Below are 15,078 nucleotides of genomic sequence, written 5' to 3' on the forward strand. Positions count from 1 at the left end.
TGTGTCCGAGCAGGTCTACAACCAGCTACGGCATGCAGTTCTACACGGTGAATACCATCCAGGAGAGCGGCTCACGAGTGTTCGCCTGGCTCGCGATCTCGGCGTGAGCCGGACCCCGGTACGCGCTGCGCTCGCACGCCTGAAGACCGACGGCCTGGTCGACTACGAGGACGGGCGTGCGGCGTGGATCCCCCCGCTGACCGTCTCCGCGGTCGAGGAGGCATACGAGATCGCAGGCGCATTGGAGCCGCTGCTCATCCGCAAGATCGCACGCTCGATCACTCCCGAACATCTTCGTCTGATCGAAGAGGCAGTCGTCACCATGGAGCGCGCCGCCGAACACCGTGACGATGATCTCTGGGTGGCCGGCGACCAAAAGTTCCACCGGCTCCTGCACGAGCTCGCCGGACGAGAGCTAATCTCGTCGATGCTCGACCGCGTCGGCACCGTCATCGACCGCGTGCGATTTCTCTCGCTCAACGTGCTCCCCGAAGGAGCCGCGATCTCCGCCGCAGAGCATCGTGCCGTCTTCGAGGCCATGAGCGCCGGGGACCCACAGCTTGCCCAGCAGAGGCACGAAGCGCACCTCGACCGCGTACGAGAGAAAACCGTGTCCTTCCTGCAGACCAGCTTCCGCGTAGGTGCGCTGCCGTCCCCCTCCACGCCTCACCCGCTGGCTCACCGAGGAGACCATCGTGGCTAAGACCCCTTCACCGACCGGAAGCAATCGCATTCGTTGCATCGAAGCCGGGTCAGCTGCCGAAGTCGCAGTGGACGAGGTCGTTGACCTGGAACTGGGGGAACGGACGGTCGGCACTAATCCATTCGATACCGACCTCCGAACCACCCTGTACGGTCCGGACGACTCGGTGATCTCCGTTCCCGCCTTCTACGATCCGCGCCGCGGGCACGTCACCCGGGTCTCGCTTCCGGCATCAGGGTCCTGGCTCGTCGAGGCGCCAGCAGGACCGGACGTGACAACCGATTCAACTCCGTGGAAGCTCACCGCTTCCAACCGAGCGCACGATCGTTCGCACGGCGCGTTGAGCGTCGATCCGCAACATCCCCGGCATTTTCGCTATGCCGATGGCACCCGGATCTTCCCCCTGGGATACGAGGTCGACTGGTTGTTCATGATCGATCAGCTCGATGACACACTCGCCCGAGTTCGCCAGTTCCTCGACTCGATCACCGGAACTGGCTTCAACTTGGTCACCACCAACGTCTACGCCCACTCGTTCCGGCGGTACGTGCCACTCGACCTGGAGGGCGACCCGCGGTGGATCGTCCCGGCACTCGCCCCCTGGGTCGGCGGAAACGACGAACCGAACTACGCCTCGCTCAACCCTGCGTTCTTCGACCACATGGACGCAGTGATGCTCGAGCTCCATCATCGTGGCGTCATCGTCCACCTGATGATTCACACCTACAATAAGGACGTGAACTGGCCAGAGCTGGCCAGCTCGGACGACGACCGGTACTGGCACTACATCGTCGCCCGGTACCAGGCATTCCCGAACGTGCTCTGGGACACCGCCAAGGAATCCTGGTACCAGGAGGCTGAGTACATCTGGTCGCGGATAGGGCTCATTCGGGGGCATGATGGATATCGCCGCCTCATCACCGTGCACGATGCGAATCCCGAGCTGCAGCTCGAGCCGTCGTCCCGCTGGGCACTTGAACTGCACTCCACAAAGAAGAACTTTACCGACGCGCTTGTAGACGTCATCTCGGACCAGGTCCACGAGACAGATTGCCACGATGACGCCGTCAGCCGCTATCGGCGATTTGCACGGCCCTACATAAATGTCGAGTTCGGCTACGAGAGCGGAATCGACGACCTGCCCTCGGACAATCCTTCACACGACCAGGACTGGCAAGAAGTCACCCGGCGAGCATGGCAGATAATTATGGGCGGCGGATATCCGAACTACTACTACCGAAACACCGCCTGGAGCCTTTTCATCCCTTTTCCCGAGCCACCTGGATATCGCGCTTTTGCTGCGCTCGCCGACTTCTGGTCGGATGTTCCGTACTGGCGACTCCATCCCGCCGACCATCTCCTGCGCGCCGACGGCAAGGTTTACCTGCGTACCGACCGATCGCGCGAGTACGTCGTCTATTCAGAGCATGGCGCCACGTTCGAGCTGGATCTGCCGGACGGCATGTTCACCGGAACCTGGTTCGATCCCTACACCGGCGAGCGCTCCGCTGCGGAGATCGCCGTGGGCCCTGGCCCCACCGTCTTCGAGCCCGAGCGCCAGTCGGCCACAGTGCTGCGGCTACGAGCCTGATTCCCGACCTTGCCATCAAAGGAGATGTCATGGATCGCAGAGATTTCTTGCGTCTCGGCCTCGCATCGCTCGGCATGATGACGTTGCCGATGACGGCGTGCGCTCGAAGTAGCACGCCGGAGGGAGCGGTGCGCGTCGCACAGTTCGGTTCGGCAGGCCGCATGCGGATCTTCCGCGACCTCTTCAGTGCATTCACCGCGCGACATCCCGAAGTCGTGCTTGCGCTGGAGTCAGCCAGCAACTCCGCCTATGTCGACAAGCTCGCGACACAGGTCAGCAGCGGCAACGCTCCCACGGTGCTCGGCCTTCAGTACTCCAGCCTTCCGACCTTCGCACGTCAGAATGCCCTTGCCGACCTCAGACAGTTCGTCGGGAACGCCCTCGACACTTCGGCTTTTCCTCCAGATTACCTGAGCATCGGAGTGGACGGCGATCGACTCACCGGCCTGAGCTACGGCGACAATGCGTTCGGGATCGTTTACGACGAAGATCGCCTGGCAGCTGCAGGAAAGACACCTCTTGAACCGGGATACTCCTGGGATGACTTTCTGGCTTTCAGCGTCGACTTGACTCGCGCGGTCGGTGGCGACTTTTGGGGCACCGAAGACCGGTCGGCCTCGTTCGACTCGATGTTCAAGATCTGGCTGCTGCAGCAGGGAAAGACGACGTTCACGGACGACGGCACACTCGGGTTCGATGAAGCAGACCTCATCGGCTGGTTGGACTACTGGCAGCTAATGCGCGACGAAGGGGGCACCACACCTGCACCCGTGACGGCCGAGGCGAGCGGCTCCTTCGAGCGGTCCGCCCTCATCCGGGGTTTCGCACCTAATTACATCACTTATTCGAACGCCATCGTCTCGATGCAGCGACTCACCACGAGTCGTTTGCGCATCCTCCCGTTGCCGGTACACGGAGGAGCGCAGAGAAGCGGCCAGTCGGTACGCGGGTCCAACTGGGTAGGCCTGTTCGCGCTCGCCGACGAACTGGGCGTCGCCGCCGACTTTCTCAACTTTGTCTTCAACGATCCCGAGGGTGCGACGATCCTCGGCGCGGAGCTCGGGGCGCCGCCGAATCGTGAACTGCGCGCAATACTGACCTATCCGCCACCGCAGCAGCATTTCATCGACTACATCGACTTCATGTCCCAAGGTCCGCTTCGGGACGCGCCCGTTCCTTTGTCCATCGACATCCCGCCGGCCTTCAACGACGTCAACGCCGCGTTCGAAACCGCGGTGGAGGAGGTTCGCTTCGGGCGGCGTTCCTCGTCAGAGGCAGCTGACTGGTTCTTCCGAACGGCGGACCGGGCTCTGGAGACGTTGCAATGAGAACCGGCCGAACGATCGAGCGCGCTGATGTGACGACGCCCCATAGCAAGATCTCGTACCGGGACCGCCGGCAGAATCTCCCCGCCCATCTGTTCCTTGCTCCCTGGTTCATCGGTCTCATCGTGTTGACCGCGGGACCGATGTTGGTCTCGCTCTACTACTCGATGACGGAGTACTCGCTACTCACCGATCCGCAGTGGGTCGGACTGCGGAACTACGAGCGAATGATTCTCGCCGATGATCGCTTCTGGGCGTCGATGGGCGTGACGCTGCGCTACGTCGTGATCGGTGTGCCGCTACAGCTTGCCTTCGCCCTGGCCGTAGCGCTACTGCTCAACCGCGGAATACGGGGGCTGACCGCCTACCGCGCACTGTACTATCTGCCGAGCCTCCTCGCCGGCAGTGTGGCGATCGCTGTCCTCTGGCGTCAGGTGTTCGGGCTCGAAGGCGCGTTCAACGTGGTTCTCACCGGTATCGGTTTCGACGCGCCCCCGAACTGGATCGGCAATCCCGACACCGCCCTCTACACGCTGATTCTGCTGCGCGTGTGGGAGTTCGGATCGCCTATGGTAATCTTCCTTGCCGGGCTGCGCCAGATCCCGGCCGAATACTATGAAGCATCGGCGCTCGACGGAGCGGGGAAGTTCGGACAGTTCTTCAAAATCACGCTCCCCTTGCTGACGCCGATTATATTCCTGAACTTGATCTTGCAGCTCATCAATGCCTTCCAGGCATTCAATTCTGCATTTATCGTTTCGGAGGGAACCGGCGGACCGCTAGATTCCACGCTTTTCTTCACTCTCTATCTCTACCAAGAGGCCTTCACCAACTTCAGAATGGGTTACGCCTCAGCGCTGGCCTGGGTGCTGCTTGCCGTCATCGCACTGTTCACCGCAGTGAGTTTCCTGACCAGTAGATATTGGGTGCATTACGACGACGGAGGCAGGTGAGCACCACACCCATGTGGACCTCACGACACGCGACATCAATCTGGTCACGTACTCGAGCCGTACCGGGGAAGCGCCTGCTGCTCCACCTCTCACTATCGGCCGGCGCGCTGCTAATGCTGTATCCGATTGCATGGATGATCGCCAGCTCGTTGAAGGCGGAGAACGAGATCTTCGCCGATCCGGGCTTGGTGCCTAGCTACATCGAGATCCAGAACTACATCGAAGGTTGGTTCAGCCTGGGACAGCCGTTCACCGGGTTCTTCCTCAATTCACTGCTGCTCTGCACCGCAGTGGTAGCCGGGAATTTGGTATCGTGCTCCATGGCAGCGTACGCCTTCGCTCGATTGCGATTTAGGGCGAGCGGGTTCTGGTTCGCGATCATGTTGGGCACGATCATGCTGCCATACCACGTCACCCTGATTCCGCAGTACACACTTTTCTTCAATCTTGGATGGGTCGACACCTACCTCCCTTTGATCGTACCCAAGCTACTCGCAACCGATGGGTTTTTTGTCTTCCTGTTCGTTCAGTTCATTCGCGGCATCCCGATTGAGCTCGAAGAGGCTGCTCGAGTCGATGGTGCCGGTTCGCTGCGCATCTATCTGACCATTATCCTGCCGCTCCTGCGGCCGGCTCTGGTAACGGGAGCGCTTTTCAGCTTCTTGTGGACTTACAACGACTTCTTTCCTCAACTGGTCTACATCAGCGACACCGGCCTCTACACGGTGCCGCTCGCGCTTCGCACCCTGCTCGACACGACCGGCGATTCCGCTTGGGGGCCGATGCTCGCGATGAGCACGTTGTCGGTCGTCCCGATGATTGCAATCTTCGTATTCTTCCAGCGGCAGATCGTGGAAGGCATCGCGACGTCCGGTCTGAAGGGATGAGACGCGGTGACCAAACTCGCGGAGTACCTGCGTCATGTGACGGACGTACTGTGGTTGAACATACTGTGGCTCGGCGTGGCAGTCACCGTCGTGGGCGCTCCCGCCGCCACCGTAGCGATGGTCGCCACAGCGAAGGATCTTCAAGACGGACTTGGGTCCTCCGTCAGTGGGACCTTTCGCACCCACCTCGTTCGGACTGCCCGAGCCACAATCCGGATCGGCTGTCTTTGGTTGGGGGTGGGAGGCGTGCTCACGCTGGATCTGATGTTCGTCACAGAGATCCAGTCGTGGCGGCAGGTGCTGGCGGTCGGCCTGCTCGCCATCGTTCTATTGTTCCTCGCGACAACGGTGTGGCTCCCATGTGTCGTGGCGAACACCCCGGCGTCGCGCCCGTTCACCCTCGTGCGGCTCTCCGGAATGATCGCAGTCGCCTGTCCGGGCGCCACGGTGCAGGCGGCGCTCGCCGGCGCTCTGGCTGTCGGCTCCGTGCTGATCGCACCGGTCGCCATTCTGGCGGCCCCGGCACTTGCTGCTCATGCCACCGCATTGGCGTGGAGGCTACGGGTCGTACCGATTCTGCCGACGGACGACCGGAACGGATAAGCCGACGCCCGGCGGGGTCGCGACTCGGGGCGTGTCGAGAGAAGCCTGGCGCGGCCCGACTACCAGATGATTCGCGTGCATCCACCCCCGTACCTCAGGTGCGGGGGGTGTAGAGCCGCGCTCGTCGGTGACCTATTTCCTATGTGAACTATCTACGGGCTGTGTGGTCGATCTCTTCGAATCCGGCGACGATGTCACCTTCGAAGCCCAACTCGTAGCCCTGGCGGGGCATAGTGGCGGATCTCTTCGATGGCGCACTGGGCCCGCGCCTGGGACGGAACCATAACTGGAGGACGATTCAAGCTGCGGCCGATGTCAACACCACCTGTTGGCGCGCGGACTCCATCGCGACGTGGTCGCCGACGCCGATCCGTGAGACGCGGCACCGGGGCGAGCGAATCCCCGCCGGTCGTCACCAGGACCGGCTCGGCGCAGATCAACCGCGGGCGGTTGAGCACGATGATCCTGTCGGCACTAACAAGGTGCAATCCCTGTCGTATGGTGCCGGTCCAAGCGACGTGATCCTCCGAAACGGACACCCACAGCTCGACGAACTCGTGTACGACGACGGCGTACATGTGCAGGACAATCCCGCGGCGGCTGTCGGAGCGGGCAGACGCAGGGACACTCTCCGCGCGCCCGAACGACAAGCTCATGGCCGTGCGGCCGCCCGAGCAGCACCGACACGGCGCAAGTGATTTTCGAGACGCCGGACCTGCCTGACTCGTACTGCAGGGCGGAATTCGCCTCCATTGTTGGCGCGGCCCGGAGATTCCCGTCGACCGAGCTATTCAAGCGAGTAGTCCTCCGGGACAACGTGCGTCCCTTGAATGCGGTCCATGACCAAGGCCGCTGCGTTCACCTGGGTATCGCGTCCGTGCTCGTTAATGCACATCTGAAGGAACTCGCGAACAAGATTGCCGAACGGAAGTACGACACTGGAGTCGAGTCCGAGCTGGCATGCGAGGCGCATGTCCTTGTGCTGAAGTCCAAGGGTGAATCCCGAAGCGAGATGACCTGTGATGATGTGGGGCTTGAGGAATTTCTCCATGAAGAAGTTGCGCCCGGAACTTGCAAGCATCACCTCGACCGCCGTCGCGGGTTCGATCCCGTTCTTCGTAGCGAGTGCGACAGCTTCGAGGGTCACAACGCGCTGAATCGCGGACAACATGTTATTAGATAGCTTCATGACTTGCCCGGTTCCGACATCACCGAGATGGAAGATCCGGTCGGTGATTGATTCGAGGGCAGAGCGGGTCCGTTCGAAGCTCTTGGAATCCGCGCCCACCATGATGGTGACGTTTCCTTCGAGAATCTCTTCCGGCCGGCCGCTGATGGGTGCATCAATCAGCCCAAGGCCATGGTCCTCGGCCATTCGGGCGAGTTCACGAGTAACCGTGGGATCACCAGTGGTCTGATCGATGATCACTGTGCCTCGTCGCGCATGAGCGAGCACGCCGTGCTCGCCGAGGACGATTGAACGCACGTGATCTGAGGTGGGTACGCAGAGGAAGACGAGATCGACCGACTGCGACAGGTCAGCTACTCCGTCACTCGCCACCGCGCCATGTTCCACAAGTCGATCGACGGCGCCTCGATCGAGGTCGAACACGCGTACGCGGTGGTGGGCTAGCAGCCGTCGAACCAGCGGCTCGCCCATCACGCCGAGTCCGATGTAGCCGATTTCCATCTTTTCTCCTTGGACGTGGGGTCGTTGCCACGGCAGCGAAGAGGTTTGCTACGCGGGTGTCCCGCGCGTCGTTCCGCCGATGACCGACCGATCGTCAAGCTCGCTCATCACTGACATTGACAGCGCTAGAGGGCACGCCTAGCATCATGCTATATATAATATCACGAAGGCCGTCGCAGTGCTGCTGCGGCGAGCAAGGTTCGATCCGCCGAATCGGATCTTTCTAGAAGGGTATGGGATGGCTGGAACCTTGGTGGAGTCGATAGCGAACCTCGCTGTGGAGGCGTCCTCCGACGATCTCCCGCTGGCAGTTGCTGACGAGGTCAAGCGACAGCTTCTCGACACCATCGGCTGCGCTCTTGGCGCGGGCGACGAGCCGAAGGGGCGCGCCGGGGTAAACTACGGTCGGATTCTTGGGGGAACTGACACGACTGCCACCATCATCGGTCACTCCGATCGGAGTTCCGTCTTCGGAGCCGCCTTCGCGAACGGCGAGCTCATGAACGCCACGAACTTCGACCCTGTCCTTCCACCAGGGCACGTCTCGACATACGTGATCCCAGCTGCCTTAGCGACCGCCGAGCAACTCAAGAGCTCCGGACCGAAGCTGATCTCCGCTCTGGCTGTCGCACATGAGCTCACGTATCGGGTAGGTAAGGCCATGGACTACTTCCGGGATGTGGAGAACGGTGAAGTGGCACTGTCGAAGGTCCTTGGCTACAGCGCCACGATCTTCGGCGCGACCGCCGCAGTGGGCCACCTGAAGGCGTTCTCAACGCGCGTCATGGCGGATGCGATCGCAATTGCCGCGAACATCTCTCTCGTAAACTCGCATCGCTCCTTCATTGCCCACGCTCCGAGCGCCACGATCAAAGCACTTCTTGCCGGCGCCTTGACGCAGTCCGCGTACACGGCTGCATATATGGCCGAGCTCGGCCACCGTGGCGACCTCCAGGTTCTCGACGACGCCGACGTAGGGTATCGGCGCTTCATCGGCAGCCAACGCTGGGAGCCGGACGCGATCAGGGACCGCCTCGGAGAGGACTGGCGGTTCGTCGCCGAACAGTCGTACAAGCCTTATCCACACTGCCGAGTGCTCCACGGGCTGCTGGATGTCCTCATCGATGTTGTAACCACCCACGACATCGCAGTTGATGAGATCGATGAGATCAGGGCGTGGGGCGAGGGCGTCATACAACAGCCGCTGTGGTTGGCCACGGAAATCGAGCGGACGCACGACGCGCAGTACAGCATTGCCCATGGCCTCGCTGTGGGCGCGCACCGGATCGAACCAAGCACTGCGTGGCTCGATCCCGACTTGGTGTTTTCGGAAAGTGTCCTCTCTCTCATGAAGCGCGTCGAGTTCGCGCCGCACCCAGACTATGCCCGTATCGTCGCGCAGTCTCCCGGCAGCCGTCCTTCCCGGATTGAGGTCCATGCCCGCGGCAGGGTGTTCCGCGGCGACGGCCTGGTGCCCAAGGGAACTCCGTCCGACGACCCAGTGACCAGGATGACCACCGACGAGCTCGTCGACAAGTTCTTCCGCAATGCGCGTGGTGTTCTCACGGACGATGACGCGGTGGGCGTGGCCAATTCGATCCTGAACCTCGAATCGGTCGACGACGTGTCGGCAGTCCTTGGGAGGCTCGCAAGGCGTTGACTTGTTCAGTGGCGGTTCGCATCCCTTGCACCGCTGGCTCGCGGAGAACCCGTCAGATCAGTCTACGATCCCGAATGCGGTCTCCAAGGGAGCTGGCAGCCTCACCGTCAGAACGCCGGGGTCGCCAGCTGCCCGCCACCACATACATGCAGCACCTCGCCCGTGATGAAGCGCGCTGCCGCGGCGCCGATGAACGCCCTTGCGTGCGTGACACCCGAAGCCTCGGCGAGCGGGAAGCGTGCTTATTGTGCTGCGCCGGCATTTACATCCCCTCGATGCTCGGGGCGAGGACATAGCTCGGCGGCACCGCGCTAACCCTCACGCGGCACGGCGCCAGGTCGACGGCTAACGCTCGCGTGAGTTCGACGACGCCGGCCTTGGAAGTGGCGTACGACGTCGTTCCGCCCGCCAACCAGGTTCGCGTCGCCATGTTGACCACGGCCCCGCTGGGACGTGTCCTCCAATGAGCCGGTGGCCGCCTGTATGAGGGACGTGGCACCCCCAGACGTTCACCGTCATGACCCGCCACCACTGGTCGAAACTGACCTCCCCGGAAGGCGGATACTGACGCACGCCTGCGCTATTCACCACGAGGTCCAGCCCGCCGTACCGTACAACGGCCGATTGCACCAGATCTCGGTTCGCCCCATCGTCGACGACACCCACGCTGACCGCTTCCACTGTCCCAGCGAGTTTCCGCTCGTGTGATCGACGCAGCAGTCTGCCTTAGCGGAGCTGCCGTCTCGGTCGGTGAAGATCACATGATCCCCCGCGCTCCACCAGGACCCGGGAGATCTCGGCGTCGATGACACCGCCGACCCCGTGACGATGCTGACGCGCGTCCCGAATACCTGCGCGTGGCCGCTGCTCATCCGTGGCCTCCAAGCGGCCTCAGCGTGCGCTTTGAATGTTCTCCAGGACCACAGCGAGTCCCTGGCCCACGCCAATGCAGATCGCGGCGACCCCCCAGCGCTCCTTACGCTCGTGGAGAACGTGGGCGAGGGTACCGAGAATCCGCCCGCCCGAAGCGCCAAGGGGATGTCCAATAGCGATAGCGCCGCCCTTGATATTTACGATCGCAGGGTCGATATCCCAAGCATCGATGCACGCGATCGATTGCACAGCGAATGCTTCGTTCAACTCCACTACACCGACCTGCGACCAACTGATCCCTGCACGCGATAGGGCAGCGTTCGCGGCCTCGACAGGCGCATACCCGAACAGATCGGGGTCGAGTGCCGTCGTTGCACGTCCTGCGACACGTGCGATGGCTGACGCGCCGATGATCGACGACGCGGATTCGGACCCGAGCACTACCGCAGAGGCTCCATCGTTGAGAGGGGAGGCGTTTCCTCCGGTAATTGTGCCATCGGGTCGGAATGCCGGCTTCAGCGTCGCGAGCTTCTCGACCGTGGTGTCGGGCCGAATCGTTTCGTCACAGGTTAGGCCGACGTCCGGCGTAGGAACGACCAAGTCGTCGTAGAACCCCTCAGACCAGGCCGCCGAAGCCTTGGCGTGGGACTCCGCGGCGAAGGCGTCCTGGCGTTCCCTCGTGATGGAGAACTTCGACTGAAGGATCTCGTTGCACTCGCCGAGTGAGATCGTCCACCCTTTCGGCATCGCCGGGTTCACGAGCCGCCACCCCAGCGTCGTCGAGACCGCGGTTATGTTGTCGACTGGGAACGCCCGATTCGGCTTCGGAAGAACCCAAGGCGCCCGGGTCATCGATTCGACGCCACCGGCGACCACCACCTCGGCGTCTCCGGTCTCGATGGCGCGCGAGCCGATCATTGCGGCGTCCAGGCCGGATCCGCAGAGCCGGTTGACCGTGGTTGCCGGCACGGATGTCGGCAGCCCGGCCAAGAGCACAGCCATTCGACCAACGTTGCGGTTGTCCTCGCCGGCTCCGTTCGCCAATCCCCAGACCACATCGTCGATGCGCGCCGCCTCGAGCTCCGGCACCTTGGCAAGCGTGCCGGCGAGCGCAACGGCCGCGAGGTCGTCAGGCCGAGTTCCGGCGAAGGCGCCGTTGATTCGTCCGAAGTGGGTTCGCGCTGCGGCGTACACGAAGGCAGATCGCATAAGATCCTTCCTAATATAAAATATACTGCTAGAGTAGCAGATAGTACTCAGGGTCGGGACACCTGGGCACGCACGACAGAGGGGAGAACGCGAGGGCCAAAGTGGATCTTGAGGACCAGACAGACATCACCTGCTCTGACCCCGTCAGTCGACGACCTCGGCGGGGTCCAGTTGCCAGAGGAGGTCATTCCTGTACACGAGAGCAGATCATGGAGGAGCGCTGAAACCTGACGAATTCAACCGCACGGAGCCCATCGCCAATGCGACCGGAGCCAGCATTAGTCCGGCACGAAAAGCACTGTTTGCGTCGAGAAGCGAAGGGCTCGCAGATTTCGTTTCGCGCCGTGGAGACGTGATAGCGACCTTCACCGCCGATGACGTCCGAGACCTCTTCCGGGCCCAAGCCCAGTTCGCGGGGGATGCGGCTGGACCTCGCAGCGGGCTCTCGTCGTTCCGCGCCACTCTCGGGCAACTTGGTGAGAAAGTTGCCGAATCGGCACTATCCGGAGGGCCACACTCCGGTGGTCCACGACGATCACCCGGCCGTCACGGCGGCCATTCGACTGCGCCGCTGAGCTGGCCCGTGAGCTCATGCCTGCTCACGTCTCTGGCGCGGCGGAGCGGCTGGTCGACTCGCTTGCTGCGCACGGTGCATGGTCAGAGACCACGTCTCCTTCAGTTCCGGACCTGCCAGTACACCGTCAGATCATATATAATATTCTTGCCTTACGGATTGGTCGAACGTTGCTCATGACTCGCAACGGCAGTCGGATGTGAGCGCGCTACGGAAGGCGCCAACGGCCCGCGGTATCTGGCGCTTGATGGTCGACCGCGACTTCGGCGGCCTGTTCTGGGGCAAGGTGACATCGAACGTCAGCGTCTGGGTCCATGGCGTCGTGGCAGCTATCGTCGTCTTCGACGCCACGGGCTCCGCGCTCGCCGTATCGCTGGTATCCGCAGTGCAGTTTCTGCCGCAAGTGCTCCTCAGCCCTCTCAGCGGCATCTTGGCCGACAAAGGCCATGCAGCGATCCAGCTACTGGTGGGACGCCTTCTCTGCACGATCGGCACCGGCGGTTTGGCCGTGTGGTGGTCTATTGGACCCGAGCTCGACGGCTGGGATGCAGCAGCATCAGTGTTGTTCTTCTCCGGAATCGTCGGGCTAGGCTTTGTCACCGGCGGGGCCGCGATGCAGTCAGTCGTCCCGAGCATGGTAACGACTGAAGAACTGCCAACGGCGATGACGCTCAACACCGCGCCGCTCTCCATCGGACGCGTTGTAGGTCCGGTGATCGGCGCGATCGGGTTCACTCAGCTCGGCGCAGCGCCATCGTTCATGTTGGCGGCGCTTGGCCACTTCATCTTCGTCCTACTGTTGGTCTTCTGCATACGCGTACCGTCTGCACCTCCTGAAACACACGGCGACCTTTCGATGCTTGCCGCGGTTCAGTTCGTCCGCAAGGAACGGACCGTCCTCAGGTTGCTCGTCGCAGTCGCGGCGCTGGGCATGGCGTCCGAGCCGTTGCTGACTCTCGCCCCGGCCGTGGCGTCGAGGCTTGGATCCGGCCCTGGCGTTGTTGGTGTACTTGCCGCGGGCTTTGGAGCTGGGGCAATGCTCGGAATGATTGCCACCGCTGTGGCTCGTCGATGGCTCCACGAGGACCGTGTGACAGGGCTCGGATTGGCAGCGATGATACTGGGAATCGTGGCGGGATCATCAGTGGTTCCGTCGGAGGGGCTGGTCACGGTCGGCTTCACGGTCGCTGGAGTCGGGTTCACGATGGCGATGGCGTCCGCCGGAAGCTTGATCCAGCAACGAGTTCCTGCCCCGTTTCGTGGCCGAGTCATGGCCATGTGGATGATGGGGTTCGTTGGTTCGCGACCGGCCTCGGCTGCGCTGACTGGTGCAGTGTCCGACGCGTGGTCAGTTGACCTCGCAATGGGCGCTGTCGCCGTTACGCTCTTGGTCATCGCTGCGTACTGCAGACCGAGACAGCTTCGACGCGAGAACTGAGCGCGGCCAACAGCACGGACGCAGACTCCGACGCTCTCCATCGGTTCCGAGCACAGCCGAGGCCCGAGCACGCCTACGTCGCCACCAAGTCACGTCTCGGATCCGAGCCACCTGAGGCGCCTTACCGAATTGGGGTCTGTCCTAGAGGCTGGAAGGCACCGCTCACATGTGGCGCCCGCCAGCCACCTCCAAGGTGACGCCCGTAACGTAGCTCGCTAGGTCACTCGCGAGGAAGAGCGCCGAACTCGCGACCTCGACGGGCTCCCCTGGGCGGCCGAGCGGCACACTCTCGAGGCTCGCGGCCAAGACATCCTTCGGCATCGCTGCCGTCATGGCCGTACGAATCAGTCCGGGTTGGATGGCGTTCACGCGCACACCGAAGCGGGCCCCTTCACGCGCGACGGACTTCGTCATGCCGATGACTCCCGCCTTCGCGGCAGCGTAGTTCGACTGTCCGAGATTGCCGACCTTGCCTGAGATCGAGGAGAGGTTCACGATCGAACCCCCGCCTTCGCGACTGCGCATGTGCAGAAGCGCCTCGCGGGAGCAGAGCCACGTGCCCTGGAGATGCACGTCCACGACAAACCTGAAGTCCTCCACCGACATGCGGTGCATCATCCCGTCCCGCGTTATGCCGGCGTTGTTCACCAGAACGTCAACGCGGCCGTAACGATCGACGGCACCCGAAAAGGCCGCGCGCACTGAATCCTCGTCGCTCACATCGCAGGCGATTCCCCACGCCGAGTCGCCGAGCTCGCGCGCGGCGCCAGCAGCGCCCTCTTCCGAGAGATCTGCGACCACCACGCGTGCCCCGTGTTCGGTGAACGTTCGTGCGATCGCCAGGCCAATGCCTTGGGCAGCGCCCGTCACGACCGCGACTTTCTCCTTCAACAGCATTACGAATCCTCAAGCTCGTAGGTGCGGTAAAACGGATGCCTTAACGCCAGCCACGTTCGGAGTCGGACGGAGCGAAGCGTTCGAGGTGATGGTTGTACTCGGGTTCGACCTCCACCCCGAGCGCGCAGAGCACTCTAATGAAGAAGTTGTAGTGCCCGATGAGGACAACGAGCTCCATCAGTTGCTGTCGCCCGAGATTGCCTTCGGCTGCGCCCAGGTCACATCTTCGACGTCCAGTTCGGTGGTAAGTCGACGAGCCGCAGACAAGGAGGCTCGTTCGACGAGAGACAGATCGGTCTCGTTGCCCTCTGTCTCAGCGATAACTGCGCGAATGTCCTCGCCATCGACCCCATGCGCCGCAGCGATTACGATATGATGACTGAACTCGTAGGCGCTTCCAGTGAGGCAACCGATCTGGAGAAGCACGAGCTCCCGAAGGCGGGCGGGCAAGCGGGAACGGCTCTTGAACCACTGCGGCGTGGCAGCGAACAAATCGAGCAGTTCCGGGTGGTTGAGCAACACGCGTCGCGAGTTCAAGAGGTGACCGAACCGAGACACGGCGAGGTTGTTGGAATTCTTCGGCCACCTCGTGCGCATCGACGAAAGGAAAGCGCGCCATCACTCGACCTCCATGCAGTCAACGACGGCAAGGCTCCCGGCGCGAGTTCTCAGTGT

14 protein-coding genes and 1 pseudogene are annotated in these 15,078 nt (G+C 62.4%); 8 read left to right on the forward strand and 7 right to left on the reverse strand.

The genetic code is table 11. The features are described 5' to 3' along the window. Nucleotide 1: 1 nt before the first annotated feature. The 6 genes from ABZ863_RS27720 to ABZ863_RS27745 are packed head-to-tail and all read left to right on the forward strand — an operon-like array spanning nucleotide 2 to nucleotide 6,062. The gene (locus tag ABZ863_RS27720; RefSeq protein WP_358541448.1) at nucleotides 2-703 is read left to right on the forward strand and encodes a GntR family transcriptional regulator; all 702 of its coding nucleotides are present in this window, start codon (nucleotides 2-4) and stop codon (nucleotides 701-703) included. After that, the gene (locus tag ABZ863_RS27725) at nucleotides 696-2,294 is read left to right on the forward strand and encodes a DUF4038 domain-containing protein (RefSeq protein ID WP_358541388.1); all 1,599 of its coding nucleotides are present in this window, start codon (nucleotides 696-698) and stop codon (nucleotides 2,292-2,294) included. Before ABZ863_RS27720 ends, ABZ863_RS27725 begins: the two co-directional genes overlap by 8 nt. A gap of 29 nt (nucleotides 2,295-2,323) precedes the next feature. After that, nucleotides 2,324-3,622 carry an ABC transporter substrate-binding protein gene (locus tag ABZ863_RS27730; RefSeq protein ID WP_358541391.1) on the forward strand — a complete coding sequence of 433 codons (1,299 nt, stop codon included), beginning with the start codon at nucleotides 2,324-2,326 and terminating at the stop codon, nucleotides 3,620-3,622. Next, nucleotides 3,619-4,572: a sugar ABC transporter permease gene (locus ABZ863_RS27735; RefSeq protein WP_358541394.1), complete on the forward strand. Its 954-nt coding sequence runs from the start codon at nucleotides 3,619-3,621 to the stop codon at nucleotides 4,570-4,572. The genes ABZ863_RS27730 and ABZ863_RS27735 overlap by 4 nt, the downstream gene beginning before the upstream one ends. Continuing rightward, nucleotides 4,569-5,459, forward strand: a complete 891-nt coding sequence (locus ABZ863_RS27740) for a carbohydrate ABC transporter permease (RefSeq protein ID WP_358541397.1) — start codon at nucleotides 4,569-4,571, stop codon at nucleotides 5,457-5,459. Before ABZ863_RS27735 ends, ABZ863_RS27740 begins: the two co-directional genes overlap by 4 nt. Before the next feature lie 6 nt (nucleotides 5,460-5,465). Then, nucleotides 5,466-6,062 carry a hypothetical protein gene (locus ABZ863_RS27745; protein ID WP_358541400.1) on the forward strand — a complete coding sequence of 199 codons (597 nt, stop codon included), beginning with the start codon at nucleotides 5,466-5,468 and terminating at the stop codon, nucleotides 6,060-6,062. Nucleotides 6,063-6,849: 787 nt separating this feature from the next. Here ABZ863_RS27745 and ABZ863_RS27750 read toward each other — a convergent pair. Next, nucleotides 6,850-7,752, reverse strand: coding sequence for an NAD(P)-dependent oxidoreductase (locus tag ABZ863_RS27750; RefSeq protein WP_358541403.1), 903 nt, complete (start codon nucleotides 7,750-7,752; stop codon nucleotides 6,850-6,852). A gap of 238 nt (nucleotides 7,753-7,990) precedes the next feature. On the opposite strand from ABZ863_RS27750, the gene ABZ863_RS27755 reads away from it, so the two are divergent. Then, nucleotides 7,991-9,412, forward strand: coding sequence for an MmgE/PrpD family protein (locus ABZ863_RS27755; protein ID WP_358541406.1), 1,422 nt, complete (start codon nucleotides 7,991-7,993; stop codon nucleotides 9,410-9,412). 262 nt (nucleotides 9,413-9,674) lie between these two features. On the opposite strand, the gene ABZ863_RS27760 is transcribed toward ABZ863_RS27755, so the two are convergent. The 3 genes and pseudogenes from ABZ863_RS27760 to ABZ863_RS27770 all read right to left on the reverse strand — a co-directional run bounded on the left by ABZ863_RS27760 (nucleotide 9,675) and on the right by ABZ863_RS27770 (nucleotide 11,494). Beyond that, nucleotides 9,675-9,944 (reverse strand): SDR family NAD(P)-dependent oxidoreductase, encoded by a 270-nt coding sequence (locus ABZ863_RS27760; protein WP_358541409.1) that lies wholly within the window; start codon nucleotides 9,942-9,944, stop codon nucleotides 9,675-9,677. Further along, nucleotides 9,917-10,093 (reverse strand): annotated as a pseudogene (locus ABZ863_RS27765) (SDR family NAD(P)-dependent oxidoreductase); the annotation flags it as partial. The pseudogene ABZ863_RS27765 and the gene ABZ863_RS27760, both read right to left, overlap by 28 nt. A 210-nt stretch (nucleotides 10,094-10,303) precedes the next feature. Beyond that, entirely contained in the window at nucleotides 10,304-11,494 is a 1,191-nt protein-coding gene (locus tag ABZ863_RS27770; RefSeq protein ID WP_358541412.1) for a thiolase family protein, read from the reverse strand. Nucleotides 11,495-12,315: 821 nt separating this feature from the next. Between ABZ863_RS27770 and ABZ863_RS27775 the strand changes: the two genes are divergently transcribed. After that, nucleotides 12,316-13,506 (forward strand): MFS transporter, encoded by a 1,191-nt coding sequence (locus ABZ863_RS27775; RefSeq protein WP_358541415.1) that lies wholly within the window; start codon nucleotides 12,316-12,318, stop codon nucleotides 13,504-13,506. 162 nt (nucleotides 13,507-13,668) lie between these two features. Here ABZ863_RS27775 and fabG read toward each other — a convergent pair whose 3' ends face one another. The 3 genes from fabG to ABZ863_RS27790 are packed head-to-tail and all read right to left on the reverse strand — an operon-like array spanning nucleotide 13,669 to nucleotide 15,000. Further along, a complete protein-coding gene (gene fabG / locus ABZ863_RS27780; RefSeq protein ID WP_358541418.1) occupies nucleotides 13,669-14,403 on the reverse strand; it encodes a 3-oxoacyl-ACP reductase FabG in 735 nt (244 codons plus the stop codon). 40 nt (nucleotides 14,404-14,443) lie between these two features. After that, on the reverse strand, nucleotides 14,444-14,581 hold the full coding sequence (locus ABZ863_RS27785) for a hypothetical protein (protein WP_358541421.1): 138 nt from the start codon (nucleotides 14,579-14,581) through the stop codon (nucleotides 14,444-14,446). Then, on the reverse strand, nucleotides 14,581-15,000 hold the full coding sequence (locus tag ABZ863_RS27790; RefSeq protein WP_358541423.1) for a carboxymuconolactone decarboxylase family protein: 420 nt from the start codon (nucleotides 14,998-15,000) through the stop codon (nucleotides 14,581-14,583). The genes ABZ863_RS27785 and ABZ863_RS27790 overlap by 1 nt, the downstream gene beginning before the upstream one ends. Between the last annotated feature and the right edge of the window lie 78 nt (nucleotides 15,001-15,078).

It is taken from the genome of Saccharomonospora sp. NPDC046836 (assembly GCF_040645195.1).
Taxonomy (GTDB): domain Bacteria; phylum Actinomycetota; class Actinomycetes; order Mycobacteriales; family Pseudonocardiaceae; genus Prauserella_A.